At 60.5% G+C, this 25,142-nt stretch carries 22 protein-coding genes; 5 read left to right on the top strand and 17 right to left on the bottom strand.

The genetic code is table 11. The features are described from left to right. Window positions 1-123 precede the first annotated feature (123 nt). Both pbpC and AC6CWS_RS00325 read right to left on the bottom strand, forming a co-directional pair. Complete coding sequence (gene pbpC, locus AC6CWS_RS00330) at window positions 124-2,448, bottom strand: peptidoglycan glycosyltransferase PbpC (RefSeq protein ID WP_080901526.1); 2,325 nt, start codon at window positions 2,446-2,448, stop codon at window positions 124-126. Beyond that, window positions 2,449-7,398: an alpha-2-macroglobulin family protein gene (locus tag AC6CWS_RS00325; protein ID WP_131096259.1), complete on the bottom strand. Its 4,950-nt coding sequence runs from the start codon at window positions 7,396-7,398 to the stop codon at window positions 2,449-2,451. A 206-nt stretch (window positions 7,399-7,604) separates the two neighbouring features. Between AC6CWS_RS00325 and sseA the strand changes: the two genes are divergently transcribed. The 3 genes from sseA to AC6CWS_RS00310 all read left to right on the top strand — a co-directional run bounded on the left by sseA (window position 7,605) and on the right by AC6CWS_RS00310 (window position 9,786). Continuing rightward, window positions 7,605-8,462, top strand: a complete 858-nt coding sequence (gene sseA, locus AC6CWS_RS00320) for a 3-mercaptopyruvate sulfurtransferase (protein ID WP_023290638.1) — start codon at window positions 7,605-7,607, stop codon at window positions 8,460-8,462. A 164-nt stretch (window positions 8,463-8,626) separates the two neighbouring features. Further along, window positions 8,627-9,277, top strand: coding sequence for a DUF5066 family protein (locus AC6CWS_RS00315; RefSeq protein WP_080901572.1), 651 nt, complete (start codon window positions 8,627-8,629; stop codon window positions 9,275-9,277). Window positions 9,278-9,378: 101 nt separating this feature from the next. After that, window positions 9,379-9,786, top strand: a complete 408-nt coding sequence (locus tag AC6CWS_RS00310; protein ID WP_080901524.1) for a hypothetical protein — start codon at window positions 9,379-9,381, stop codon at window positions 9,784-9,786. Window positions 9,787-9,852: 66 nt separating this feature from the next. On the opposite strand, the gene sseB is transcribed toward AC6CWS_RS00310, so the two are convergent. From sseB to trmJ, 11 genes are all read right to left on the bottom strand, one after another. Next, a complete protein-coding gene (gene sseB / locus AC6CWS_RS00305; RefSeq protein WP_023290641.1) occupies window positions 9,853-10,629 on the bottom strand; it encodes an enhanced serine sensitivity protein SseB in 777 nt (258 codons plus the stop codon). A 96-nt stretch (window positions 10,630-10,725) separates the two neighbouring features. Then, a complete protein-coding gene (pepB, locus tag AC6CWS_RS00300; protein WP_023290642.1) occupies window positions 10,726-12,012 on the bottom strand; it encodes an aminopeptidase PepB in 1,287 nt (428 codons plus the stop codon). A gap of 107 nt (window positions 12,013-12,119) precedes the next feature. Beyond that, window positions 12,120-12,320 carry a Fe-S cluster assembly protein IscX gene (gene iscX / locus AC6CWS_RS00295; protein WP_002913954.1) on the bottom strand — a complete coding sequence of 67 codons (201 nt, stop codon included), beginning with the start codon at window positions 12,318-12,320 and terminating at the stop codon, window positions 12,120-12,122. A 1-nt stretch (window position 12,321) separates the two neighbouring features. After that, the gene (fdx, locus tag AC6CWS_RS00290) at window positions 12,322-12,657 is read right to left on the bottom strand and encodes an ISC system 2Fe-2S type ferredoxin (protein ID WP_004201872.1); all 336 of its coding nucleotides are present in this window, start codon (window positions 12,655-12,657) and stop codon (window positions 12,322-12,324) included. A gap of 1 nt (window position 12,658) precedes the next feature. After that, window positions 12,659-14,509, bottom strand: coding sequence for a Fe-S protein assembly chaperone HscA (hscA, locus tag AC6CWS_RS00285; protein ID WP_023290643.1), 1,851 nt, complete (start codon window positions 14,507-14,509; stop codon window positions 12,659-12,661). A gap of 15 nt (window positions 14,510-14,524) precedes the next feature. Further along, window positions 14,525-15,040, bottom strand: a complete 516-nt coding sequence (hscB, locus tag AC6CWS_RS00280) for a co-chaperone HscB (RefSeq protein WP_080901523.1) — start codon at window positions 15,038-15,040, stop codon at window positions 14,525-14,527. 74 nt (window positions 15,041-15,114) lie between these two features. Beyond that, window positions 15,115-15,438 carry an iron-sulfur cluster assembly protein IscA gene (gene iscA, locus AC6CWS_RS00275; protein WP_002913979.1) on the bottom strand — a complete coding sequence of 108 codons (324 nt, stop codon included), beginning with the start codon at window positions 15,436-15,438 and terminating at the stop codon, window positions 15,115-15,117. A 17-nt stretch (window positions 15,439-15,455) separates the two neighbouring features. Continuing rightward, window positions 15,456-15,842 (bottom strand): Fe-S cluster assembly scaffold IscU, encoded by a 387-nt coding sequence (iscU, locus tag AC6CWS_RS00270; protein WP_002913991.1) that lies wholly within the window; start codon window positions 15,840-15,842, stop codon window positions 15,456-15,458. Between the two features lie 26 nt (window positions 15,843-15,868). Beyond that, window positions 15,869-17,083 (bottom strand): cysteine desulfurase, encoded by a 1,215-nt coding sequence (gene iscS, locus AC6CWS_RS00265; RefSeq protein WP_017900428.1) that lies wholly within the window; start codon window positions 17,081-17,083, stop codon window positions 15,869-15,871. A 178-nt stretch (window positions 17,084-17,261) separates the two neighbouring features. Continuing rightward, the gene (gene iscR, locus AC6CWS_RS00260) at window positions 17,262-17,753 is read right to left on the bottom strand and encodes a Fe-S cluster assembly transcriptional regulator IscR (protein WP_002913993.1); all 492 of its coding nucleotides are present in this window, start codon (window positions 17,751-17,753) and stop codon (window positions 17,262-17,264) included. Window positions 17,754-18,009: 256 nt separating this feature from the next. Then, on the bottom strand, window positions 18,010-18,744 hold the full coding sequence (gene trmJ / locus AC6CWS_RS00255; RefSeq protein WP_023290645.1) for a tRNA (cytosine(32)/uridine(32)-2'-O)-methyltransferase TrmJ: 735 nt from the start codon (window positions 18,742-18,744) through the stop codon (window positions 18,010-18,012). 120 nt (window positions 18,745-18,864) lie between these two features. Here trmJ and suhB point away from each other — a divergent pair, with 120 nt between their 5' ends. Then, complete coding sequence (gene suhB, locus AC6CWS_RS00250) at window positions 18,865-19,668, top strand: inositol-1-monophosphatase (RefSeq protein ID WP_002913995.1); 804 nt, start codon at window positions 18,865-18,867, stop codon at window positions 19,666-19,668. 47 nt (window positions 19,669-19,715) lie between these two features. Here suhB and AC6CWS_RS00245 read toward each other — a convergent pair whose 3' ends face one another. Together AC6CWS_RS00245 and AC6CWS_RS00240 are read right to left on the bottom strand one after the other, a co-directional pair. Further along, entirely contained in the window at window positions 19,716-20,696 is a 981-nt protein-coding gene (locus AC6CWS_RS00245) for a nickel/cobalt transporter (RefSeq protein WP_060590176.1), read from the bottom strand. After that, window positions 20,687-21,325 (bottom strand): DUF1007 family protein, encoded by a 639-nt coding sequence (locus AC6CWS_RS00240; RefSeq protein ID WP_023290647.1) that lies wholly within the window; start codon window positions 21,323-21,325, stop codon window positions 20,687-20,689. The genes AC6CWS_RS00245 and AC6CWS_RS00240 overlap by 10 nt, the downstream gene beginning before the upstream one ends. Before the next feature lie 124 nt (window positions 21,326-21,449). Between AC6CWS_RS00240 and csiE the strand changes: the two genes are divergently transcribed. Further along, the gene (csiE, locus tag AC6CWS_RS00235; RefSeq protein ID WP_023290648.1) at window positions 21,450-22,727 is read left to right on the top strand and encodes a stationary phase inducible protein CsiE; all 1,278 of its coding nucleotides are present in this window, start codon (window positions 21,450-21,452) and stop codon (window positions 22,725-22,727) included. On the opposite strand, the gene AC6CWS_RS00230 is transcribed toward csiE, so the two are convergent. Continuing rightward, complete coding sequence (locus AC6CWS_RS00230; protein WP_048336304.1) at window positions 22,724-23,860, bottom strand: 3-phenylpropionate MFS transporter; 1,137 nt, start codon at window positions 23,858-23,860, stop codon at window positions 22,724-22,726. The genes csiE and AC6CWS_RS00230 overlap by 4 nt on opposite strands. A gap of 322 nt (window positions 23,861-24,182) precedes the next feature. Further along, the gene (gene hcaR, locus AC6CWS_RS00225) at window positions 24,183-25,067 is read right to left on the bottom strand and encodes a DNA-binding transcriptional regulator HcaR (protein ID WP_080901522.1); all 885 of its coding nucleotides are present in this window, start codon (window positions 25,065-25,067) and stop codon (window positions 24,183-24,185) included. Window positions 25,068-25,142: the final 75 nt, after the last annotated feature.

Here is a 25,142-nt window from a genome sequence, read left to right as displayed (position 1 = left end):
GATCGTATGGCCTGGCGCGCATTATAATGAGCATCCCCGCCCCTGCCTACGGCTGAAGGTAACATTTTGTTAAAATAAGATGAGTATTGAAAACACAAACCGCCAACAACAAATTTACCCTGGTTATTGCAGGGTAAAACGCGCGGCCGCCGTTTGTCCTGCCTCATCCATCACCACCAGCTGCCACTCGCCGGGCTTATCCAGAGTTAGCGTGGTTCTCGCGCCGGCGGCATCTATCGGCTGGCCGTTGATAAACCACCAGCGCCGCCCTTCACCACCGCTGGTTTGCAGGGGCAACATCACCCGCGCCTCCCCCGGCAGACGTTTAATCACCGCCCCCTCGCGGACCCCGGAGAGCACCAGCGGCGCGGCATCCTGAGTTTGCAACGGTGGGCATGCCTTCGATACCGGCCCCAGACGCGCGGAGCGACGTTCCCCCGGCGGTAGCCAGGGATCCAGCGGCAGCGGCCAGACCTCCACCACACTTTCGCGCGCCCCGGGACAATCCGCCGCCACCCGTTCGCCGTGTTCATTGCGCCACACCGGGAAGCGGATCCCGCGCACGCCCTCCTGCCCCGGCAGCAGCAGGGTCGGCGGCTGGCTATCTTCCAGCAGCCAGCTGGCCAGGCGACGACGGCAGTTGCTGTCGCCCGCCGGCAGCGCCTGGCCGCCGGGCCAGCAGAGCGTCCCGCGGCTAACCGTTGCCGGTCGCGGATCGATCGGCAGGCCGCCGCGGCTCATCGCCGGGCGGGCGAGCAGCAGATTATTGACCTGATTGAGCAACGGCACCGCGCTGGCGAAGCCAAACTGCCCCACCACCGGCGTACCGTCCGGACGCCCGGTCCAGATGCCAATCAGATAACGCGCATTGAGGCCCACCGCCCACGCATCGCGGTACCCGTAGCTGGTGCCGGTCTTCCAGGCCAGCGGCACCGCTTGCGGGAGTGAGGCATCGGGAACCGGCTGCGCTTCGCCGGCCAGGATGCGCCGGACGATCCACGCCGCCCCCGGGGATATCAGCGCCCTTTCCACCAGCGGGTCTCCGGGCGTCATGCGCAGCCGCGCCGCCTTCCCGTGGCGGGCAAAGGCGCTGTACGCCGCGACGATATCTTCCAGTCTCGCTCCGGCGCCGCCGAGGATCAACGACAGATTCGGCTCGGCGCCGGCGGGCAGCATCAGGGGCAACCCGGCATTGCGCAAATTCGCCGCGAAACGTTTGGGCCCGTAGGCTTCGAGCACCTGGACCGCCGGCAGATTCAGGGAGCGCACCAGCGCGTCGCTGGCGCTCACCGGGCCGTGAAAGCCGCTGTCAAAGTTACCGGGGCGATAATCGCTAAAGCGCCGCGGCACATCCTGCAATAACGACGCCGGATGGATCAGCCCTTCATCCATCGCCAGCGCATAAATAAAGGGTTTCAGCACCGACCCAGGCGAACGGACCGCCGACGCCATATCAATGTGGCCAAAGCGACTGTCGTCCGTAATATCCGCCGACCCCACCCAGCCGCGGACTTTCATATCCGTGTGGTCGACGACAACCATCGCCAGCGAACTGCGCGGCGGCAGGCGCGACTTCCAGTTCAGCGCCAGATCCTCGAGCTGCCGCTGCAGTCCGGCATCGAGGGTCGTCACCACTTTTTCCTCACGACTGGTCGCCAGCGCCCGGCGGGCGAAGAGCGGCGCCAGCTGCGGCATCTGCCGCGGAAACAGCCACACCGGCTCCTCCATCGCCTCCTTTACCGCCAGTCTCGGCCAGACGCCCTGGCTGACCATGCGCGCAAGGACTTTATCCCGCGCCGCCTGGGCCCGCTGCGGCCAGCGGTCCGGACGTAAACGGCTGGGCGCCTGGGGCAGCACCGCCAGCAGCGCCGCCTCGCCGTAGCTGAGCTGCGCGGGCGGCTTGCCGAGATAAGCCCAACTGGCCGCGCCGATCCCCTGCAGGGTGCCGCCAAAGGGCGCACGGTTCAGATACAGGGTCAGGATTTCGCTCTTTGACAGATGCCACTCCAGCTGCAGCGCCCGCCACAGCTGGCGCAGCTTGCCGCCGAAAGTGCGGGGGTGGGGATCGAGCAGGCGCGCCACCTGCATGGTGAGGGTACTGCCGCCGGAAATGACCCGCCCGGAGGTGAGATCCTGCCAGGCGGCGCGCACTACAGCGAAGGGATTGACCCCCGGATGGCGCCAGAACCAGCGGTCCTCATACTGAATAAGCGCCTGCAGATAGCGCGGCGACACGTCGGCGAGAGTCACCGGATAACGCCAGACGCCCTGCGCGTCGGCAAACCGCCACAGGGGGGTCCCGTCCTCCGCCACGACCACCCGGGCAGGCGTGACGTCATGCAGCGGCAGCGGCCACAGGCGATCGGCGGTCAGAACCGCCAGCCACAGCAGAAAAATAAACGCCGCCAGCCAGCGCCAGCGGCGTTTTACCCGATGCACTACGCGCATTTACGGCGTCACGGTGAGCGGACCGCTGGCGGTCCCGGTCGCCCGCCACTGCGGCACATACATCGATTCCACCTGCGGCTGCGGGACCTGGTAGGTGCCCGGCGTGACCGCCCGCGCCAGGTAGACCAGCGTCACCGGCTGACCTTCATTGACCGCGACAGCGGCGACGAAGCGGTCGTCGCGGAACTCGATATGCTGAATATCGGCCTGCTGCATCTGGTTAAGAAGGTTTTGCACCGCTTCGCCATTCTCCTGCAGGCTGGCGCTGCTGTTGGCCAGATTCTGGTTTTCCAGCTCGAGTCCCGCCGGCAGCAGGTCAACCACCAGCGCGTCAGGCACGTTGCGTCTGGCGGTCACCTCCAGCTTGACCAGCACCAGTTCGCCGCTGCGCAGCGACGACAGCGACTTCTGCCGCCCCTGGGTATCGAAAACGGCGCGTTCAATCCCCAGGACGTTGCCGCCCGGCTGCGGCGCGCTTTGCGGATAGCCGCTGCTGTCCAGACGCAGCCACAGCGGTTGACTGCCGGTATTGCTCACCTGCAACGTCGCCAGCCGATCGCCGTCGAGGTTACGGGTTTGCGCTTTATCGCCAGCGAGCGGCTCGGCCTGCAGCGAGGTTTGCGCCTGCCAGTCGCCCGGCAGGTCGGCCAGCGTGCGCCCGGCAAGGAACAGAGCGTTGGTTTCCTGGGTCGACAGCCAGCGCTGGCCATAGGCCTCTTCCGACAGTGTGCTCAACAGCGTGTTTTGCGCCTCCGGCAGCAGCTTGTTCTCTTCCAGCAGCGCCAGCTTCAGCGCGTCATCGCGAAGCGGGCTGCCGTAATCGCCCAGCCAGCGGTTCTCATCATGGCGCGGCGTGGCAACCGCCAGCTTCAGCGCGGCGTCGCCGCGCGGCGCATCGCCCATGGTTTTCAGCGCAATGCCGAGCTGCAGCAGCGGCAGGCCGGATCGCGCCTGGTCGTGACGGCTCCAGATTTCACGCAATGCGCCGAGCGGGGCTTTTTGCTGACGCGCCAGCACCAGCGCGGCATAGGCCTGAGCGGCAAAGCGGCTGGCCTGGGCGTCGTCGCTGTAGCGCACGGTCATCAGCCCCGGCTCCTGCAGGTAGCGCAGCAGGCGTTCGTTACCTTTATTAATGGCGTTGACCGGTACGCTATAGCCCTGCTCGCCCGCGCGAACAAGGAAATCCATGGCGTAAGCGGTCAGCCAGTACTCTTCCGGCCCCTCTTTATCCCATAGCGCAAAGCCGCCGTTTTCCAGTTGCATCTGCAGCAGGCGCGAGATCCCGACATCGATTGCCGCGCGACGTTTTTCGTCGCTGTCCCCGCTGATGCCCAGCGCTTTTAGCTGCGCCGCGCTGGTATACAGGGACGGGAACAGGCCGCTGGCGGTCTGCTCAAGGCAGCCGTAAGGATAGGCTTTCAGGTCGCGGATATAGCGCGCGAGATTCAGCGGCGGCTTGCCGCTGAGCAGCAGCTGGCCCTGCAGCGTCTGCGGGGCGAAACCTGCCGATTGCGCCGCCGGCGCCTGCCAGCTTTCGCCGGGCTGCAACACGGCGCCGCTGTTGACGGTCTGCGCCGGGAACGCCGGACGAACGCCGATTTTCCACTGCTTCTGCAGCGGGGCGAAGGTTTCCCCCGGCAGGCTCAGGCCGCTGATAGTGGCGCTCACCTGGCCATCGCCAAAGCCCGGCAGCGCGCTCACCGGCACAAACAGCGTGCTGCGCGCCCCCGGCGCCAGCTGCACCGACGGCAGTTGACCCTCGGTCAAGGTCACCAGTCCGCTGGCGGCAAGATGTACCTGCAGAGTTTGCGGTTTATCGGTCAGGTTGCTGAGATCCAGCGCCAGACGGGTGGTGTCGCCGCTGGCGAGGAAGCGCGGGGTATTCAGTTCGGCGATGACCGGGGCGGCCACCACCACTTTGTCTTCGCTGCTGCCGAAGTCATCCGCCGTCCAGGCCTGAGCCATCACCCGCAGCTCGCCGTTAAAATCACCGATCGGCAGCGTCACCGTCCCTTCGCCCTGATCGTTCAGCACCACCGGCTGCGCCTGCTGGGCGATGATGGTCACATGGTTAACCGGCGGTTTACCGCCACGTTTTAACTCGTCGCCATCGCCGCCGAAGCGCAGACTGGCCACACGCCCCTGCCCTTCAATCACCTGGCCGTAAATATCATAAATATCCGCCCCATAACGTTTCTGGCCGAAGAAGGCGTTCCACGGATCCGGGGTGGCGTAATCGGTAATATTCAGCACCCCGCTATCGACAGCAGAGAGCAGAACGTTAACCTGCTTCGGCGCCTCTCCCTCTTTGACGCTGGCTTTCACTTTCACCGTCAGCGGCTGGTTGGGGCGCATTTTATCCGGGGCCTCCAGCGCCAGCGTCAGGCGACGGTTTTCATCGCCCAGCGGCAGATGCAGCAGGCCCACCGCGCGTTTCGGCGTCGCCGAGCGGGATTTATCGCCGGGGCGAACCACCAGCGTGCTGAGGTAGAGGTCGTGGCGATTCCAGGCGTTATCCACCGGGATCGACAGGTCCATCCCCTCGGCGGGTACGTCAATCTCCTGCCACCACAGCGGCCCTTCGCTGGATTCCACCATCGCGTAGCCTTTACCCGCCGCCGGGGCGGCGATGTGCAGCCTGATGGTGTCGCCCGGCTTATAGCTCGGTTTATCCAGCTTCATGGTGACCCGGTCCGGGCGCGCTGCGCCGGTGCCTTCGCTGTTATCCTGCCAGCTGTAGCCCGCCCAGAAGCGCACGCTGCTGACGACATCGTCCGGTCCTTTCACCTCCAGGCGATAGGAGCCCCACTCTACCGGAAAGCTCACTTTACCGATCTGGCCGGCCTGCAGATCCAGCGACTCCTCGCCCTCCTGCAGATCTTTTTGATCGAACTGCGACTGCCAGCCTTCGCTATCGGACCAGTTCCAGTAATAATCCCGGCGCTCGCGGATCAGCCGTACCTGCAGGCCGGAAACGGCTTTTTTCTCGCCTTTGGCGTCGGCATAGACGATATCGAACGCGGCGTTGCTGTTTTCATCCACCACCGGCTGCTTCACCGTGGTGTCGGTGCGGTAGTCGTAAACGTCCTTCAGGGTAAATTGCGGGCGGATCCCCGGCAGCGCCTCGGCAGGCCAGATCGGCTGCTTAACCGTACGGGTGACCGGACGCCCACCGGACTCCAGCAGGCTCGCCTGCAACACCACCTGCAGCGGCGAATGGCTATCCTGCCACTGGCTGGAGGTGGTCACTTCGCCATGGCCTTTTTCATCCAGCGTCAGCTGGACTTCATCAAGGCTGCGGGAGAGATTTTCTTCTGCGATATCGCCGAACTCAAAGCCCGGCAGCGCGGCGACGGCGTCGCGAAGCGGGCGCAGGAACAGTTTGCCCTGCAGCGTGTTGCCGCTGGCCGGCGCGCCGTAGAGATAAGCGCCGCTGACGTCAAAGGCGACATCGGCATTCGGCGCGACAGGCGCCGCCTGCGGCGTCAGCTTCAGGGCCATGCGTTCCGGCATAAAGTCTTCGACGTGGAAATCCCACTCGCGGGGCTGGTTGTCGCCGGTGCTGGCGCGAATGTGCCACATGCCGGTGGCCGCGCCGCTGTCGAGCGGATAAGTAAACTGGTACAGGCCGTTAACCGGTTTGCTCATCACCGAGCGGATCACCTGGCCGTCCGGCTGGACCACCTCCAGCTTCACCGGCTGTTCCGCCAGCGGCTTGCCATCGCTATCGCGCAGCAGCGCATTGAGGATCACCGTTTCGCCCGGACGATAGAGATCCCGTGGGCCAAACATAAAGAACTGTTTGCTGAAGCCTGGCGCGCCGGCAATGGAGAACTCCGCCAGATCCAGCGCCGGCAGTTTGAGGTCGAGCAGCGTGGTCTGTCCCTCTTTGCGCGCCAGCAGCAGCGCGGCTTCTTTATCGGTTTGCAGGGTGACGTGGCCCTGGCTATCGCTTTTCGCCTGCGCCAGGGTCTGCCCTTTGGCGTTGAGCAGCTGGACATCAATACCAGACTGGGCGGCGCCGTTTTCCAGGCTCTGGGTAAAGACGTCCAGCCGGTTGTGGTAGCGATGCGCCGACACGCCGATGTCGCTAAGGGTAAACAGCGTCGCCGCGTTGCTGTAGCTATAATGACCCGCCGGGTTCATGACCGCCACGTAGACGCCTGGCTGCTGGAGCGGCTTGATGTCGCTCAGCGGCAGCAGCAGCTTTTCGCGGGTATTGCGCGCCGGATTGAGGTCAAAGCGGCCGCTGTATACCAGATCGGCCATCTTCAGCAGCTCGTCGGATTCCCAGTTGCTTAATGAATTGCGGTATTCCCACTGGCTGACGAAGGCCGAGAGCGATTCCGGCTTAATGCGGAAGAAGTTCACGTCGACGTTATCGACGTTCAGCGCCATCACCGGCAGCCCGGCGATCACGTTGCCCGGCAGCAGCGAGCCGCGGCTGGCAAATCCGACGCTTGGCGCGATATCGCGGGTAGTCAGGGTCTTCTCGAACGGTTTATCGAGCGTCGCCTTGTTCAGGGCGGTCAGCGTCGGGTCGACCGAGACAATCAGCTCGCGCTTTGGCTCAAGGTGACGCAGACGCAGCTCTTTCAGGTTCGGCGCCAGCTCCCACGCGCCATCTACCTTACCGCTCTTCTTATCCACCAGGTGCACGCTGCGGGAGAAATCCTGGTCCGGCTGCAGCGGTACGGAAAAGGTCAGCACCAGGGTCGCGGCGCCATCCAGCTGCACCTCCGAAGCGTCGAGCAGCGTCAGCGCTTTGCCCTGGCTTTTTTCCGCCAGCGCCGCCAGCTGGGCGCTGTCCGGTTTTGCCGCCGCGCCAGGGCCGCTATCGGCGGCCGGCGTCGGGGCCGTAGCCTGCGGTGTACCGCTGTCATCACACCCGGTTAATGAAAATGCGGTAAGGAGCGCCAGTGACAGCGCCGCTAAACGAAATGGTTTCATCCTTCTAACCCCTCGGCCGGTGGGCCTGATGCAAATTATCACTTTTTATTATGCGTTAAGGCGGCGCTTCTCAACAGTGATGACGCGGGTTTCTGCCGATTAATCAGAAAAGTGCCGTGACGTCGTCCCCACTCTGGCGTCCTTAACTTGTCAGCACCCGATAAAACGCCGACAATTCAGTCATGAATAGTAAAACGGAGGCACCTATGTCCACCTCGTTTTTTGTCGCCGCCGACTGGCTGGCGGAACATATTGATGACCCGGAGATCCAGATTATCGACGCCCGCATGGCGCCCGCCGGGCAGGAGGCCCTGCGCGATATGGCCGCGGAGTACCGCGCCGGCCACGTGCCGAACGCGCTGTTTTTCGATATCGAGGCGCTGTCCGATCACACCAGCCCGCTGCCGCATATGATGCCGCGCGCCGAGGCGTTTGCCGTGGCCATGCGCGAACTGGGCGTCTGCAGCGATAAGCACCTGGTCGTCTATGACGAAGGCAATCTGTTTTCCGCCCCGCGCGCCTGGTGGATGCTGCGCGCCTTTGGCGTGGAGAAAGTGTCGATTCTGGCCGGTGGGCTGGAGGGCTGGCGTCGCGACGAGCTGCCGCTGGAACAAGGGGTGCCGGAGGTGGCCGAAGGAGAATTCGACGTGCGGTTCGATCCTCAGCAAATTAAGCGCCTGACCGACGTGCTGCTGGTCAGCCATGAAGGATCGGCGCAGATTGTCGATGCGCGTCCGGCGGCCCGGTTTAACGGCCAGGCTGACGAACCGCGCCCCGGCCTGCGGCGCGGGCATATCCCCGGCGCGCTGAACGTCCCGTGGACGGAGCTGGTGATTAACGGCGAGCTGAAGACCGTCGACGAGCTGAACGACATCTTTTTGCGTCAGGGCGTCGATTTTGATCGGCCCATTATCGCCAGCTGTGGGTCCGGCGTGACGGCGGCGGTGGTCGTGCTGGCGCTCACCACGCTTGGCGTGAACGGCGTCTGCCTGTACGACGGCTCATGGAGCGAATGGGGGGCGCGCAGCGATCTGCCGATTGAACCGGCTCCTGCCGCTCAATAAACGCGGCATGGCCGCGGACGTCCCGTCCCGCGGCCACTAAATAATTTCTGATTTTCTCCGCCTCATTCTCCTGCCAGTCGCTAAACCATCTACTCTGTGCGGCCGCAGGGCTTGCGCCTGCCGTGTTGGCTTTACTGCCGCCCACTCTATAAGGAAATTGAATGATGGCTTTTTCATTAGCGGATCTCATGGATGTCGTACACAAGCACAACCGCAATCCCACCCCGAAACCGATGCCCGTAGACGAAGTGGATCGCCTGCGCGTCCGGAAATACCGTGATCCGCAAAATAGCGAAACCGTGGCGCTTCCGGAGAGTCTGAAAGCGCTGCTGGCCTACGATTGCCAGCTGACAAGCCCCTACGGTCAACGGGTGCTGGAATCGGTTCTGAACGCCATTGATGAACATGGCGTCCTGCTTTCCGACTCGCTGGATGAAGAGGCTTATTATATGAATGGCCTTGATATGATCGGGCTGGATTTTGAAGAGCTAATGCCCGTCTGGAACGACGATCCGCGTCTTCCTGCCCTGATTCGCCTCTGCCATCCCGGGGATCAGCAGGTATTTATCTACGTCACCGAGCGTGATGAACAGGGTGAATATCCTGTCGTCCGCTTCGAGGGTAAAGAGAATGAGCTTTGGCTGGCAGAATCGTCGCTGATTGAATATTTGCAGGGGATTTTTACCGGTGGAAAGGAGAGCCACGACGAATGGCAGCATCAACAAGCCCTCAACGAGTCACGCGATTGCGCCTTGCTGGAGCTGGAATATATTCATGAGGATCTTTACGCCAGGCTCGAAGGTTGTCCTGACTAATTCACCATCTCCCACCGATAGCGCGATTAACGCGCGCCGTCGGGGCCAGCGCCTGGATTGAGCGTTTAATCCATAACCTGATGGCACCACAAGGAGTGAAAATGGCATTAGTCTCCAACCCACATTCTGCGTATTCCCCGCGCCTTCCCTGGCTGGGAGGCATCGCTGGCCTGCTGGTCGGCGGCGCACTCCTCTATTTTTGGCCGCAATGGAACCGGACATGGTTAAGCCTGGTTCCTGCGCCCGTTTCCGTTTATACCCGCTTTCTCGGCGTCACTTTGGAAGACGTCCCGCTGATCACCTATGGTCATCAGGCGCTGCTGGGTTTTCTGATGGTGCTGCTCGCCGGGCTGGTAGCAGCGCTACGCTATCTGCTGGGAGAGGAAAGGTGCCGGGCCTGGCGCGGGGATATGGCGCTCTTCAACGGCGTCGTCACGCTGTGCGTGACGGGATTTCTGCTCTATAACATGGCGTCAGCCTATCCACGGATCGTTGCCGCCCTGCATTAACTTTTGCAACCCCGCTTTTGCATCGAGCTGAAAGCATACCGAAACCGGGGGCAACCGCCCCCGCTGTCAGATAATGCGGTTTTGTTTGAAATCGCGCAGGAAGCTGCCCCAGCGCTTTTCATAGAACGGCGTGATATGGGCAATCATAAAGTGGCTGATGCCCTTCTCGCCTTCCACCACCTGGCAAATATCGATCGGCTCATCGCCGGGCAGGGTATCGGTGGCCACGCTGCCGGTGGTCTGAATGATGGACTCGATATCCCCTTCCGCTTCAATGCCGATCAGCAGATTAGCGGGCGCGTCGGCGTGCTCTTTGATCGAGCACAGGAACGCCCGCTTGACGGTTTTCAGCGTTTTGAACAGCGTGGTCAGCGAATCCACCATCTGCGCCGGCGGCTCGGCGACTTCAGACAGCAGCAGCGCTTCCCCCCCTTCCAGCACCGTCTGGGTGCTGAGCGGGCTGCCCTCTTCCCCGAGCAGATGGCTGATTTCGCGCGGGGTGAACGCTTTACCGTTCGGCAGCTTCGGGTTGAGGAACAGCGATTCACCGAGAGTCATCGCCATCAGCGTGCGGGCCGGCATCATCACGAAAGCCTGTTCGTCTTCCACCGCCTGCTGCAGGGCCTCAAGCGAAGTGAAGAACGGAATGACCGACGTGCCGTCATCTTTTTCCCAGTGCTGCAGATCCAGCGCGCTATCTTCGACAATCTGCTCGCCATCGGCTGCGCGGCCTGGTACCCAGACGGTGGCCTCAAGCAGCGCGCTGAAAAATGCCGGACGATGAGCGGGCTCGGTAGCCGCTTTTTCCAGCAGGGTTTCTAATTCGTTTTTGGTTTCGGACATAGTTTGGCTACTTCAAAAATCGCCCGGCGGCGCTACGTCCGCACGGGCCTGCGGATTTTCCAGGCCGGGTAAGCGTCGCGCCACCCGGCAAGGCCATTACTCAGCCGTCAGCAGATTGGCGATAGTACGTACGCCAAGCCCCGTCGCGCCCGCCGACCACTGCTCAACGGCAGATTTGCGGTAGGTTGCCGAACAGTCGATATGCAGCCAGCCCTGGTGGTAGTTTTCCACGAAGTGGGACAGGAAGCCCGCCGCGGTGCTGGCGCCGGCCGGATAGGCGGCGCTGCCGGTATTGTTCAGTTCCGCGAAATTAGACGGCAGCTGATGACGGTGGAATTCGGCCAGCGGCAGACGCCAGAACGCTTCATTTTCCGCCTGAGCGCTCGCCAGCAGGCGATTCGCCAGCGCATCGTCAAAGCTGAACAGCGCGTGGTAGTCGTTGCCGAGCGCGGTTTTCGCCGCGCCGGTCAGGGTGGCGGCATCGATGATCAGCTCCGGCTTCTGCGCCGAAGCGTCAATCAGGCCATCCGCCAGCACCAGACGACCTTCGGCGTCGGTGTTCATGACTTCGACGGTTTTGCCGTTGCGATAATGAATAATATCGCCCAGTTTGAAAGCGTTGCCGCTGATCAGGTTGTCGGCGCAGCACAGATAGAGCTTCACGCGCTTGTTCAGCCCGCGGGTAATAGCGAAGGCCAGGGCGCCGGTGATAGTCGCCGCGCCGCCCATATCGGATTTCATTGAATCCATAAAGGCGCTCTGTTTGATGCTGTAGCCGCCGGAATCAAAGGTGATGCCTTTACCTACCAGACAGGCGTATACCGGGGCTTCTTTATCGCCGGTCGGGTTATAGTCCAGCGCCAGCAAAACCGGCGGGCGCTCGGAGCCGCGGCCCACCGTGTGCAGGCCGAGATAGCCCTGCTCACGCAGATCTTCGCCTTTGGTGATGCGATAGCTCATCTTCTCGCCCGCCACGCTGCACAGCAGGTCGACGGCGCGCTGCGCCAGCTGTTCCGGGCCAAGCTCTTCCGCCGGCGCATTGATGGTGTCGCGCACCCAGTCAATAATGGTCAGACGGTTATCCAGCTCGCTTTTCTGCGCATCGTCCAGCGTCGGCCATTCAACTTTACGGGTGCCTTTCGGGCCTTTATAACCCGCCCAGAACGCCCACGCGCGGTCGGTGTTCCAGCCTTCGCCGCTTAACGCGACATGTTTGATCCCCATGCCGTCAATTTTACGCGCCGCGCGCTGAATCAAGCCCAGGTCGTCTTTGCCGTTGAGATGCAGGGCGATGCCGTCATGATTAATGCTGTAAGACGCCTTTTCTCCCCAGCGCGCATCGGCTGGCTGAGTGGAAAGCGTAATCTTCATGGCTTCGGTCATTATCATTATCCTTCTTAGCAAACGGGCCACCGTATGGCAGCCCGTAACGTTCTCTCGCTCAATGATTCATCCGACTTTATACCGCCGCATAAATCATGATGCGAAAATTATTCGGCTTCGTCTAACCAGACTAACAGAATCGCCTCGAGAATTTTTTCATTGGATGCGTTCGGGTCATCATCAAACTCTTCCAGATCGCAAATCCACTGATGCATGTCGGTAAAGCGAACGGTTTTTGGGTCGAGGTCAGGGTAAGCGTCATACAGCGCTTCGCCGATTTCACGACTGTCGGTCCATTTCAGTGCCATATTAGTGCTCGCGTGCGTGGTTGATGGTGTAACGCGGGATCTCAACGACCAGATCTTCGTCGGTGACGCGCGCCTGGCAGCTCAGGCGGCTGTCAGGCTCCAGTCCCCAGGCTTTATCCAGCATATCGTCTTCATCTTCGGTACTTTCCGCCAGCGAGTCAAAGCCTTCACGCACGATGCAGTGGCAGGTGGTGCAGGCACAGGATTTTTCGCAGGCGTGTTCAATCTCGATGCCGCTACGCAGCGCCGCATCCAGAATAGTTTCACCGGTCTCAGCTTCCACAACGATGCCATCCGGACACAGGTCCTGGTGGGGCAGAAATACAATTTTTGGCATTTTAAACCTCGTCCACGGATTGGCCTTTCAGCGCGATACGGACCGACTGATCCATACGGCGGGCGGCGAATTCCTGGGTTTGTGTGTCGATATTTTTAATCGCTTCTTTAATGGCGTCGGCGTCGTCGCCTGCCGCGGCGGCGCGTACCTGCTCCGCAGCGGCATCGATAGCCTGACGCTCCGCGGCGCTTAACAGCGCGGCGTCGGCGGCCAGCGCGCTTGTCAGGCTCTCCAGGACGCGTGCGGCTTCCACTTTCTGTTCAGCCAGCATGCGCGCCTGAATATCCTGTTCGGCGTAGCTCATCGAATCTTTAATCATGGTGGCGATTTCGCCATCGGTCAGACCGTAAGACGGTTTCACCTGAATAGAGGCTTCCACGCCGGTCGACTTTTCCATCGCCGTGACGCTCAGCAGGCCATCGGCGTCCACCTGGAAGGTGACGCGAATATGCGCCCCGCCCGCCGGCAGCGCCGGGATACCGCGCAGCGCAAAGCGCGCCAGGGAGCGGCAATCCTGCACCAGCTCACGCTCGCCCTGCATCACATGAATGGACATCGCCGTTTGGCCATCTTTGAAGGTGGTGAACTCCTGGGCGCGGGCCACCGGAATGGTGGTATTACGCGGGATCACTTTCTCCACCAGGCCGCCCATGGTTTCCAGCCCTAACGACAGCGGGATAACGTCGAGCAGCAACAGTTCGCTGTCCGGCTTGTTGCCGACCAGAATATCGGCCTGGATCGCCGCGCCAATGGCGACGACTTTGTCAGGGTCGATGGAGGTCAGCGGGGTGCGACCGAAGAAGTCGCCGACGCGCTCGCGCACCAGCGGCACGCGGGTGGAACCGCCGACCATCACCACTTCCAGCACCTCTTGCGCCTCAACGCCAGCGTCTTTCAGCGCCCGGCGGCAGGCCATTAACGTGCGTTTTACCAGCGGGGCGATGAGATCGTTAAACTGGCTGCGAGTGATATCGCCCTGCCAGCCGCCGACCTCAACGTGCGCCACCTCGGCATCGCTAAGGGCGATTTTCGCCGCGATGGCGGCATCCAGCAGCTCACGCTGCAGGCGGTTGTCGCTACGGTCGCTGAAGCCCGCCTGCTCGCGCAGGTAGTCCGCCAGCAGATGATCGAAATCATCGCCGCCGAGGGCCGAGTCGCCGCCGGTGGCCAGCACTTCAAACACCCCGCGGCTTAAGCGCAGAATAGAAATATCAAAGGTGCCGCCGCCGAGATCGTAGACCGCAATCACCCCTTCCTGGCCGGAATCAAGGCCATAGGCGATAGCCGCCGCGGTCGGTTCATTAAGCAGGCGCAGCACGTGCAGACCCGCCAGGCGCGCCGCGTCTTTGGTCCCCTGACGCTGGGCGTCATCAAAGTAAGCGGGGACGGTGATGACCACGCCGTCGAGCTCGCCGGCCAGCGCTTCAGTGGCCCGGGCGGCCAGCGCTTTCAGGATATCGGCGGAGACGCGAATCGGGTTCAGCAGGCCGCCGGCGGTCTGGATCATCGGCAGGCCGTTTTCACTGGCCTGCAGCTGATACGGCAGATGCGGATAGCGATGTTGGATATCGGCGAGGGAGCGCCCCATCATCCGTTTCACGGAGCTGATGGTATTGGCGGGATCCTGGGCGGCGTTCAGCCGGGCGTCATAGCCGACGGTCAGCCCCGATGCGTGGTAATTCACCACCGACGGCAGCAGATAGCGGCCTTGATGATCGGGCAGAGTCTCGGCCTGGCCGCTACGCACGGTAGCCACCAGAGAATTGGTGGTGCCCAGGTCGATACCGGCCGCCAGACGACGCTGGTGCGGCGCGGCGCTCAGGCCGGGCTCACTAATTTGTAATAAGGCCATAATTGCTTCCGAAAATTAAAAATCGAGCAGTTTTTCTTCGAGTTCTTCAGCACTGCTGCGCAGTTTATCGAGGAAACGGAGCTTACGAACCGTGTCCGCCGCCGCCTCCCAGCTCTCATTATGCAATTGGTCAACCATCAGCTGATGGCGGGTATCAAACAGCGCTTTCACTCGTTTGATAAAGCCTTCCAGCCGCGCTTCGTCTTTCGCCTGGCCGATCTCATCCAGCTCTTCGCGCAGTTCCAGCTGTTCCATCAGGAACGCGGTATCGCGAACGGTATGCTGCTCGCTGGCCAGATCGAAGCCATGCAGCGAGAGGATGTATTCTGCGCGGGTCAGGGGATGGCGCAGCGTCTGCCAGGCCTGGTTAATGGTGGCGGAATACTGAACCGCCGCAAGCTGTTCCGCAGCGGGCGCGCTGGCAAATTTATCCGGATGGTACTGGCGCTGCAGATCCTGATACCGGACAGCCAGTTGTTCAAGCGAGAGGGTATAGCTGGCTGGTAACCCGAAGAGGGTGAAATAGTCCATAGTAACCTCAGGGTCATGCATCTAAACGAAAACCCCACGCGCGGCGTGACCGCGGTGGGGTTGGGGAGTACCGATTATACGTTAAAGCTTTCGCCGCAGCCGCACTCATCTTTGACGTTAGGGTTAGTGAACTTGAACCCTTCGTTAAGGCCTTCTTTGACGAAGTCCAGCTGCGTGCCGTCGAGGAATTGCAGACTTTTGCCGTCGATCACGACCTTCACGCCTTTGTCTTCAAACACGGTGTCTTCAGCCGCCGGCTCGTCAACAAACTCCAGTACATAGGCCATACCTGAGCAGCCGGAGGTTCTCACGCCCAGGCGCAGGCCAAACCCTTTTCCGCGGTTTGCCAGGAAGGCATTGACTCGCGCTGCTGCACTGTCGCTAAGAGTAATCGACATAACAAAACCTCAACTAATTATTTTGCTTCACGTTTGCTTTTGTAATCCGCAATCGCGGCTTTAATCGCGTCTTCCGCCAGAATAGAGCAGTGAATTTTCACCGGCGGCAGCTCCAGTTCATCGGCGATATCGGTGTTCTTGATCGCCTGCGCTTCGTCCAGGGATTTGCCCTTCACCCACTCGGTAACCAGAGAGCTGGAAGCGATAGCGGAACCGCAGCCGTAGGTCTTGAAGCGCGCGTCTTCAATGATACCTTCATTGTTGACTTTAATCTGCAACTTCATCACGTCGCCGCAGGCCGGCGCGCCGACCATGCCGCTGCCGACGTTCTCGTCGCTGTTGTCAAAAGAGCCGACGTTGCGCGGGTTCTCGTAATGATCGATAACTTTTTCGCTGTAAGCCATGATGAATTCTCCTTATTGGTGCCGAATTAGTGATGTGACCATTCAATACTGTTCAGATCCACGCCCTGTTTGAACATTTCCCACAGTGGAGAAAGCTCGCGCAGACGGCCAATGGATTTACGAATCAGGTTGATGGCGTAGTCAATCTCTTCTTCGGTAGTGAAACGACCTAAAGAGAAACGAATAGAACTGTGCGCCAGTTCATCAGTCATGCCTAACGCGCGCAGCACGTAGGATGGCTCAAGGCTCGCGGAAGTACAGGCTGAACCGGAGGAAACCGCCAGGTCTTTCAGCGCCATAATCAGCGACTCGCCTTCAACATAGTTGAAGCTGACGTTAAGAATGTTCGGCGCGCCCTGCTCGAGGTCGCCGTTGAGGTACACTTCTTCCATATCCTTCACGCCGTTCCACAGACGGTTGCGCAGCGTGCGCAGACGCGCCATCTCGCTTTCCATCTCTTCTTTGGCGATACGGTAAGCTTCACCCATGCCGACGATCTGGTGAACAGGCAGAGTACCGGAACGCATACCGCGCTCGTGGCCGCCGCCGTGGATTTGCGCTTCGATACGAATACGCGGCTTACGACGCACGTACAGCGCGCCGATGCCTTTCGGACCGTAGATTTTGTGGCCGGAGAAGGACATCAGGTCAACTTTCAGCTGGCTCAGATCGATAGGCAGCTTGCCCACGCTCTGGGTGGCGTCTACGTGGTAAATGATACCGCGGGCGCGACACATCTCGCCGATGGTAGCGATATCCTGCACCACGCCGATTTCGTTATTCACATGCATGATGGAAACCAGGATGGTGTCGTCACGCATCGCCGCTTCCAGCTCTTTCAGATCGATAATCCCATTGCTCTGCGGCGCCAGGTAGGTCACTTCGAAGCCTTCGCGCTCCAGCTGACGGCAGGTATCCAGAACCGCTTTATGCTCGGTTTTGCTGGTGATGATGTGCTTGCCTTTTTTCTGATAAAAGTTGGCTGCACCCTTGATCGCCAGGTTGTCGGATTCAGTCGCACCAGAGGTAAAGACGATTTCGCGCGGGTCGGCACCGACCAGCTCGGCAATCTGATTGCGGGCGATATCAACCGCCTCTTCAGCCTGCCAGCCAAAACGGTGGGAACGGGAGGCCGGGTTACCAAAGGTCCCGTCCATGGTCAGGAACTGCATCATTTTCTCGGCAACACGCGGGTCCACCGGCGTGGTTGCGGAGTAATCGAGGTAAATCGGTAATTTCATTGCTCTTAAACTCCGTACATCACTCAATGCAAGGAATCAGGCAACCGGCTTGATGTACGACCGAGTACACGGAATGTCGGAGCATCCCGGCCTGATTCTGAAAGCTCTTTATAATCGTTGTCCCGCCGTTTCGCGCTGCCTCGCCCTGTCAGCCGCAGCCCGAAACGGGACGGGTCACTCAGGCGCGCAGTTTAACGTCGATCGCGTCCTGGGTGCGCGCATTGCGCTGGGTTTCGTGCTGATGCTGACGACCGGAAACATCGAGGATCTCCTGGTTATTCACCAGTTCCCCGAGGGTGATATTGTTCAGGAAGCCGGTCAGGCGTTCGCTCAGATCGCGCCACAGCGCGTGAGTCAGGCATTTATCGCCGCCCTGACAGCCGCCCTTGCCCTGGCAACGGGTGGCGTCAACGGATTCGTCCACGGCGCTAATGACTTCGCCGACGGCGATACTGCCGGCATCTTTACCTAACAGATAACCGCCGCCTGGGCCACGAACGCTGGAAACCAGGCCATTTTTACGCAGGCGAGAGAACAGCTGTTCCAGATAGGAAAGCGAAATTCCCTGACGCTCTGAAATATCTGCCAACGGCACCGGGCCCGTTTCAGAGTTGAGCGCAACGTCAAGCATCGCGGTCACGGCATAACGCCCTTTAGATGTCAGTCTCATGTCTTACTTAACCTCAAACTCGCCCCTGGCCGGGCTTTTTATTAATATGGGTATTGCATAGCAGGGCCAAGTCTGACATTCCCGAGTAATTTGGTCAACTATTTACTTGACTGTTTTAGTCAGGTATTTGGCTTTCCGTGCCGTTTTCCTTCCGCGTTGCCGGGCGCCCTCACCCCGGCTCTCTCCCACCAGGAGATAGCAAGGGCCGCGTGATTTGCATGCCGGATAAGCGCAGCGCCATCCGGCATCAACGCGGTTACTTGCCTTTATTCTGCTGGTCAATCGAGGCCAGCATGCCGCGCAGGATGTTCAGCTCCTGGCTTTCCGGGCGCGCACGAGTGAACAGACGACGCAGTTTGTTCATCACCTGCCCCGGATGATTCGGGCGAATAAAGCCCGTCGCCAGCAGCGTCTGCTCAAGATGACCGTAGAAACGCTCCAGGTCATCTACCAGCGGGTACGGCGCTTCTTCGTGCTCAACCGCCGGCTGCGCTTGCTCCTGCGCCGCCAGCCAGGCCATCCGCACTTCGTAGGCGATAACCTGCACCGCCATCGCCAGGTTCAGCGAGCTGTACTCCGGGTTGGCGGCGATGGCCACATGGTAGTGACACTTCTGCAGTTCGTCGTTGGTCAGGCCAACGCGCTCGCGGCCAAACACCAACGCCACCGGCGCATGCTGGCCTTCGGCGATGCTTTTCAGGCCGCATTCGCGGGGATCGAGCATCGGCCACGGCAGCGTGCGGGAGCGCGCGCTGGTGCCAACCACCAGGCTACAGCCCGCCAGCGCTTCATCAAGGGTATCGACGATCTGCGCGTTGCCAATGACGTCGCTGGCGCCCGCGGCCAGCGCAATGGCCTGGGAATCAGGTTTCACCAGCGGATTGACCAGCCACAGGTTGGTTAAGCCCATGGTTTTCATCGCGCGGGCAACGGAGCCCATATTGCCGGTGTGGGAGGTTTCTACCAGTACGATTCGAATATTTTGCAGCATTATGGTTCTTCGGCTAAAGATTATTCGGGCATGCTACCATAAAACGGAGACATAAGCAGAATTCGCTGTTATTATATGCGCCGTTTTTTCCCGTTCTTTAACATCCAGTGAGAGAGACCGATGCATCCGATGCTGAACATCGCCGTGCGCGCCGCGCGCAAGGCGGGTAATTTAATTGCCAAACACTACGAAACGCCAGACACCGTAGAAACCAGCCAGAAAGGCAGCAATGATTTTGTGACCAACGTCGATAAAGCCGCCGAAGCGATTATTATCGAAACCATTCGCAAATCTTACCCGCAGCACACCATTATCACCGAAGAAAGCGGTGAACACGCTGGTGAAGAGCAGGATGTTCAATGGGTTATCGATCCACTGGATGGCACCACCAACTTCGTTAAACGTCTGCCGCACTTCTCTGTTTCCATCGCCGTACGCATCAAAGGCCGTACTGAAGTCGCGGTGGTTTACGATCCGATGCGTAACGAACTGTTCACCGCGACCCGCGGCCAGGGCGCGCAACTGAACGGCTACCGTCTGCGCGGCAGCAACGCTCGCGACCTCGACGGCACCATCATCGCGACCGGTTTCCCGTTCAAGGCGAAGCAGCACGCCACCACTTACATGAATATTCTCGGCAACATGTTCACCGAATGCGCCGATTTCCGCCGCACCGGCTCCGCCGCGCTGGATCTGGCCTACGTTGCCGCCGGCCGCGTTGACGGTTACTTTGAAATTGCCCTGAAACCATGGGATTTCGCCGCAGGCGAGCTGATCGCCCGTGAAGCAGGCGCTATCGTTTGCGACTTCACCGGCGGTCATAACTATATGCTGACGGGCAACATCGTTGCCGGTAACCCGCGTGTGGTGAAAGCGATGCTGGCGAATATGCGCGAGCAGCTGAGCGACGCGCTGAAGCGTTAATCTCTTGCAGATGTAAAAAGGAAGCCGCGGCTTCCTTTTTTTATGTTCTAAAACGGCCGCAAACCGCCGCCTGGCGCGATCGCGCTACTCCACATCACGACAGCGGCCACCAGCAGCGCCACGCCGCCGGCCAGCGCCAGCGTCAGCCAGCCCACCTGGCGCCACAGCGGCGGCGCCTGATGCCGACCCAGCTTCACCGCCAGCTGGCGAAAACTGTGCACCAGCAGCGCCAGCGCCGTGATAGTCAATGAGGTCCCTGCCGCCATCGCCAGCGCCGCCGCCATCCCCCAGTTGAACACCCCGATCACCTTGCTGAACAGCAGGACCATGATCGCCCCCGAGCAGGGACGCATGCCCATCGACAGGACAATCACGGACCGAGCCCGCCAGTCGTCGCCGGCCTGCAGCTGCTCCGGGGCCGGGAGATGCTGATGCCCGCAGCCGCAATGTTCGTTATGAACATGATGCGGGGTAAACGCGGTAAACGTTGGCCGGCTCAGCAGCAGACGCAGCTTTTTCAGCGCCCGCCAGCAGAGCAGCAGACCTAACGCGCCCACCAGCAAATAGCTCCCCTTCTCGAGCCAGAAACTACTGAGATGCAGCTGGCGCGCCGGCAGCTGCAGCAGCGCCAGCACCACTACCACCAGCGCGATAGCCACCAGCCCCTGCAATAAAGAGGCGGCCAGCGTCAGGTTAATACTCGATTTCAACTTCGAAGGATGGGTGGCAAGCCAGGTGGTAATGACAATTTTGCCGTGGCCGGGCCCTAAGGCATGGAGCACCCCGTAAACGAAGCTGAACCCAAGCAGCGACAGCCCCGCCGCCGCCGGATTCTCCGCCACCGCCTGCAGCAGGCGGCTGAGCTCCAGATTGAGCGCGCGCTGCCAGACCGCGCTCTGCATCAGCACCTGCGGCCAGGCCTGCCACAGCCAGAAGCCGCCCGTGACGCTCACGGCCAGCAGTAGCGCCAACGGCCACAGCGCTTTCCAGCGCGACGCGCGCGTGCGCGGGGTAAAAATTACTGACATGTCAGGGTCACCTTCTGGGCAAAATAGCTGCCCAGCGCCATATCCTCCGGCGGCGCATCCGCTTTATCCAGCGACTGGGCGTATGAGAGCATTTTGTCATTCGGTTTTGGCGTCATTACCGTTGCCTTACAGTCGGCCTGCAGCCCTGCGGGCAGGGAAAAATCGCTATCTTTGTCATAAAACATGTCGACATAGTAGGTTGGGTCGAAAGTGGAAAAGGTAAATGTCTGTCCGGCAACGGGTTGCGGCGTCGCCAGCGGCAGGGTGAAGGTCAGTACCGCCTGCAGGCCGTCGCGCTCAAGACCGTAGCCGTCGGGGCGATTTTCAAATTTCACCCGCTGGCCGTTGTGCCACAGCTCGCTGAAATAGTGCTGGCCGAGCACGTTGGCCATCACCTCCGCCGCCAGTTTTTTCCATACTTCGCTGCCCGGTTTCGCGTTTCCGGCGTCGTAGAGCAGATCCGATGAGGTAATTTCATCCATCGTCCAGCGCATTTTAAACCCGCTCAGCAGGCCGTCTTTGACCACCGGCTCGCTCTGCAAACTGATGAAGCTATGCGGATGCGCGGCGGCTGTCCATGATAAAACCATGAAAAACGCCGCGCTGGTGCATTGTTTCACTCTGTTCATCTGTTCCTCACGTGAAAAATTCTGTGAACTTCGCCAGCAATCCTGAGCTAAAGCGGGCGCACTTCCCTGCCCCCGCCGCTGTCATTGTCTATTCTTAGCGGAAACCCTAACTGGAACTTACCAGATGATGACCGTCATTGAACCACCATCTGCGCTTTCCAGTCCACAGCGCCGTAGCCAGGTGCTCCTGATGTTTTATCTGCCCGGACAGTCGGTAACGACTGAACGGCTTGGCAGAATCAACCTCGTTGATGAGACCACGGCCCGGCAGGATATTGAGGAGACCGGACGCGAAATTCAGCGTTACCACCGCCTGACCCTTCGGTCACAGGTGGACGGCAGCTATCGGATTGAAGGCGCCGCGCTCGACCAACGTTTATGCCTGCTGCATGCGCTGCGGCGGGGCCTGCGCCTGTGCCCGCAGTTCGTTAACCATCATTTTACCCCGGCGCTGAAAACGCAGCTTAAACAGGAAGGCATCGCCCGTACTCTGTACGATGATACTAACCTGCAGGCGCTGGTGAACCGCTGCGCGCGAGCGCTCAATCGCCAGTTCGACTGCCGGGACGTTCAGTTTCTGCGCCTGTACCTGCAGTACTGTCTGCTTGAGCATCACCGGGGATATTCACCCGACTTCAATGATGAACAGCAACGCTGGGCGCAGACCGCCGCCGAGTTCACGCTGGCGCAGGAGATTGTCCGCCACTGGCAGCGTCGGGTCGGCGCGACGCCGCATGTCGGAGAGCCTTTTTTCCTCTCGCTGCTGTTTATGATGCTCAAAACCCCCGATCCGCTTCGCGATGGTCACCCGCAGGATCGACGCCTGCGGCTGGCTATTTCCGGCCTGATCCACCGCTTCCAGATGCTCGCCGGCAGGTCGTTCAGTGACGAGCAGGGGCTGAGCGATCAGCTTTATATTCACTTGTCGCAGGCGTTGATCCGCAGCGTGTTTGCTATCGGCATCGATAACACGCTCACAGAGGAAGTGAGTCGGCTCTATCCTCGCTTACTGCGTACCACCCAGGCGGCATTGAGCGAATTCGAAGAGGCCTGGCACGTCCGTTTTAATGAGGAAGAGACCGGCTTAATTGCGGTGATCTTTGGCGCCTGGCTGATGCAGAAAAGCGACCTGCATGAGAAGCAGGTCCTGCTGCTGACCGATGATAATCCGGATATGGAGGCGGCCCTGGAGCAGCAGTTGCGCGAACTGACGCTGCTGCCGCTGAACATCAAATACCAGAGCGTAGAGCGCTTTCAGAAAGAGGGGGCGCCCAAAGGGGTGACGCTTATCGTCACCCCCTATGCGACGGCGCTGCCGCTGTTTTCACCGCCGCTGATCCACGCGGAGAACTGCTTCACTGAACGCCAGCAGCAGCATATCTGCGCGATGCTCGAAGACTAGGCCGCCACCGTTTTTGGCCGGATAGCCAGAGCCGGGATGGTCAGCAGCGCCATCACCCAGAACACGCCCTGGTGCAGGTGCTGGTAGAGGAAGCCGGCGAAGACGGTCATGATGGCAATACTGCCGCCCATCGCCACCGCGGAGTAGACGGCCTGCAGGCGGATCACTTCGCTGCCCTGGCGGGCGGCGATATAGCGCATCGCCGCCAGATGACACACCGTAAAGGTGCCGCAGTGAAGGATCTGCGCGAGGATAAGCCCCGGCAGCGCCGTGGTCCAGCCCATCAGCGTCCAGCGGACCAGCCCGCACAGGGCAGAGAGCAGCAGCAGATCCCGCGCGCTGAAGCGGCGGAACACCTTTTTACTCAGCGCGAAGATCACCACTTCCGCCACCACGCCTAGCGACCACAAATAGCCCACCGCCGAGGCCGAATAGCCTGCCTGCTGCCAGTAAATGGCGCTAAAGCCGTAGTAGGCGGCGTGCGCCCCCTGCAGCAGGCAAACGCAGGCGAGAAAGCGCCAGCTCTGGCGCACCAGCGTCAGCCAGGCCGCCAGCCCGGCCCCCTGCTGCTGGCGCGACGCCCCCTCGGGCATCACCGACGGTTTCAGCAGCATGCCGAGCAGCATCGAGGCGACGCCCAGGCTGAGCATCAGCAGGATCGCCCGGTAATCAAACAGGCTCACCAGCTTGCCGGTCAGCGCCGAACCAATCACAAAGGCGATGGAGCCCCATAGCCGCACCCGGCCATAGTCCATGGTGATTTGCTTTTGCCAGGTATTGGCCAGGGCATCCGTCAGCGGCACCAGCGGCGAAAAGAACAGATTGAAGCCCACAATGATCGCCAGCAGCCATGCGACATGGCTGCCGGCCCAGAAGGCCAGCGCGAAGAGCAAGGTTAACAGCGCCAGCACGCGCAGCGCGGCGATCAGCCGGGAGGGGTCGCTCACCCGCGGGGCGATCAGCAGGCTGCCGAGAAAACGGGCTACCAGACCGGCGCCGAGCAAGATGCCGATGGTTTCCGGGGTCAGTCCGTTACCGGCCAGCCAGACGCTCCAGAAGGGCAGAAAAATACCGTAGCTAAAAAAGTAGGTGAAGTAACTGAGCGCCAGCCAGCGCGTGGAGTGCAAGACCATGATTTCCTCCCGAATGGTGGCGACAGTCTGGCGATAAACCCCGGCGGACGCAAGTCAGGCAGAAAGCGGAAAAAGGCGGTTTATTCACCACGGTGCCTCGTTCTCCGGGCGATGCCCCTGGCGGAAAAAATGGCATTCCGGCGGATACCGCGGCTGAAACGCAGTGCCCGAGGCGTTGGAGTTAGCCATGGCGTAGGATGACAGGCCAGACAGGCTGACAGACATAACCCTGAAAGTTTGCGTTAAAATCGTGAAGTTCATCACAGCTCACGACCGACGTTCAGGCGCCGCCGCCCGTCAGCGGTCCGCTACAGACAGGAGATTATCCCGCAGCCGCATGCTCTCTGGCCGTGGCGATAAAATCGGCCAGCGCCGGCTTGATGGTGCCTTTTTTCCATGCCATCAGCAGCGCAATGGTCGGGGCATTGCCGGCGATAGGACGAAAAACCACCCGGCCAGTATTAAAATGATTCATATAACCGGGTATCAAAGTCACCCCGAGCCCCATCCCCACCAGATTCATGGTCACCAGAATATTGGTCGCCACCTGGACAATACGCGGCTGGCTTTTTTGCTGTTCGAACCACGCCTGGACGATCGGCGCCAGCGCCCCAGAGTACGCCGGGTCAGTGCTGACAAAATCAACGCCGTCCAGCTGGCTGGCGCTCACCTTCTCTGCTTTCGCCAGCGGATGATCTACCGGCAGCACCACCACCAGCGGTTCGTGGAGCAACTCAAGATAGTCAATTTCCGGACTGTAGATCGGTTGGCGCATCAGTCCGATATCCAGTTCACCGCTGCGAATTTTATCTTCCTGCTCGGTGGTGATAAGACTGACCAGCTCAACCCGGGTATTCGGTTGTTTGCGGCGAAACAAGGGCAGAACGTCGGGCAGCAAATTGACTTCGGCCGACGGAACAAAACCAATCGCCAGGTGGTTATCGTGCTGGACGATTTTTCGCGCGCGCATTTTGGCACTCTCTGCCTGGTCGAGTATCGCCTTCGCATCCTGCAGAAAACACTCCCCCGCCGCCGTCAGCGTCACCTTGCGTTTGTCGCGCTCAAGCAACGACACGCCGACGCACTGTTCCAGATCGCGAATTTGACTGCTCAGCGAAGGCTGCGAGGTATGCAGTTTTTCTGCCGCGCGGGTGAAGTTTAGTTCCTGCGCCACCGCGACGAAATAGCGCAGGTGCCTCAATTCCATCAACCCCTCCTTGTTATCGATAAAACATCTCAGCTGGTAGAAATTAACTATTTCACACATTGATAACCCACAAGC

It is taken from the genome of Klebsiella sp. M041 (genome assembly GCF_059759695.1).
The sequence above is the reverse complement of the archived record's forward strand: the minus strand, read 5'-3'. Positions and strand labels throughout refer to the sequence as shown.

Coding starts and splice junctions, on each gene's coding strand:
- pbpC (WP_080901526.1), bottom strand. CDS start 2,448: ATGCGCGTAGTGCATCGGGTAAAACGCCGCTGGCGCTGGCTGGCGGCG.
- AC6CWS_RS00325 (WP_131096259.1), bottom strand. CDS start 7,398: ATGAAACCATTTCGTTTAGCGGCGCTGTCACTGGCGCTCCTTACCGCA.
- sseA (WP_023290638.1), top strand. CDS start 7,605: ATGTCCACCTCGTTTTTTGTCGCCGCCGACTGGCTGGCGGAACATATT.
- AC6CWS_RS00315 (WP_080901572.1), top strand. CDS start 8,627: ATGGCTTTTTCATTAGCGGATCTCATGGATGTCGTACACAAGCACAAC.
- AC6CWS_RS00310 (WP_080901524.1), top strand. CDS start 9,379: ATGGCATTAGTCTCCAACCCACATTCTGCGTATTCCCCGCGCCTTCCC.
- sseB (WP_023290641.1), bottom strand. CDS start 10,629: ATGTCCGAAACCAAAAACGAATTAGAAACCCTGCTGGAAAAAGCGGCT.
- pepB (WP_023290642.1), bottom strand. CDS start 12,012: ATGACCGAAGCCATGAAGATTACGCTTTCCACTCAGCCAGCCGATGCG.
- iscX (WP_002913954.1), bottom strand. CDS start 12,320: ATGGCACTGAAATGGACCGACAGTCGTGAAATCGGCGAAGCGCTGTAT.
- fdx (WP_004201872.1), bottom strand. CDS start 12,657: ATGCCAAAAATTGTATTTCTGCCCCACCAGGACCTGTGTCCGGATGGC.
- hscA (WP_023290643.1), bottom strand. CDS start 14,509: ATGGCCTTATTACAAATTAGTGAGCCCGGCCTGAGCGCCGCGCCGCAC.
- hscB (WP_080901523.1), bottom strand. CDS start 15,040: ATGGACTATTTCACCCTCTTCGGGTTACCAGCCAGCTATACCCTCTCG.
- iscA (WP_002913979.1), bottom strand. CDS start 15,438: ATGTCGATTACTCTTAGCGACAGTGCAGCAGCGCGAGTCAATGCCTTC.
- iscU (WP_002913991.1), bottom strand. CDS start 15,842: ATGGCTTACAGCGAAAAAGTTATCGATCATTACGAGAACCCGCGCAAC.
- iscS (WP_017900428.1), bottom strand. CDS start 17,083: ATGAAATTACCGATTTACCTCGATTACTCCGCAACCACGCCGGTGGAC.
- iscR (WP_002913993.1), bottom strand. CDS start 17,753: ATGAGACTGACATCTAAAGGGCGTTATGCCGTGACCGCGATGCTTGAC.
- trmJ (WP_023290645.1), bottom strand. CDS start 18,744: ATGCTGCAAAATATTCGAATCGTACTGGTAGAAACCTCCCACACCGGC.
- suhB (WP_002913995.1), top strand. CDS start 18,865: ATGCATCCGATGCTGAACATCGCCGTGCGCGCCGCGCGCAAGGCGGGT.
- AC6CWS_RS00245 (WP_060590176.1), bottom strand. CDS start 20,696: ATGTCAGTAATTTTTACCCCGCGCACGCGCGCGTCGCGCTGGAAAGCG.
- AC6CWS_RS00240 (WP_023290647.1), bottom strand. CDS start 21,325: ATGAACAGAGTGAAACAATGCACCAGCGCGGCGTTTTTCATGGTTTTA.
- csiE (WP_023290648.1), top strand. CDS start 21,450: ATGATGACCGTCATTGAACCACCATCTGCGCTTTCCAGTCCACAGCGC.
- AC6CWS_RS00230 (WP_048336304.1), bottom strand. CDS start 23,860: ATGGTCTTGCACTCCACGCGCTGGCTGGCGCTCAGTTACTTCACCTAC.
- hcaR (WP_080901522.1), bottom strand. CDS start 25,067: ATGGAATTGAGGCACCTGCGCTATTTCGTCGCGGTGGCGCAGGAACTA.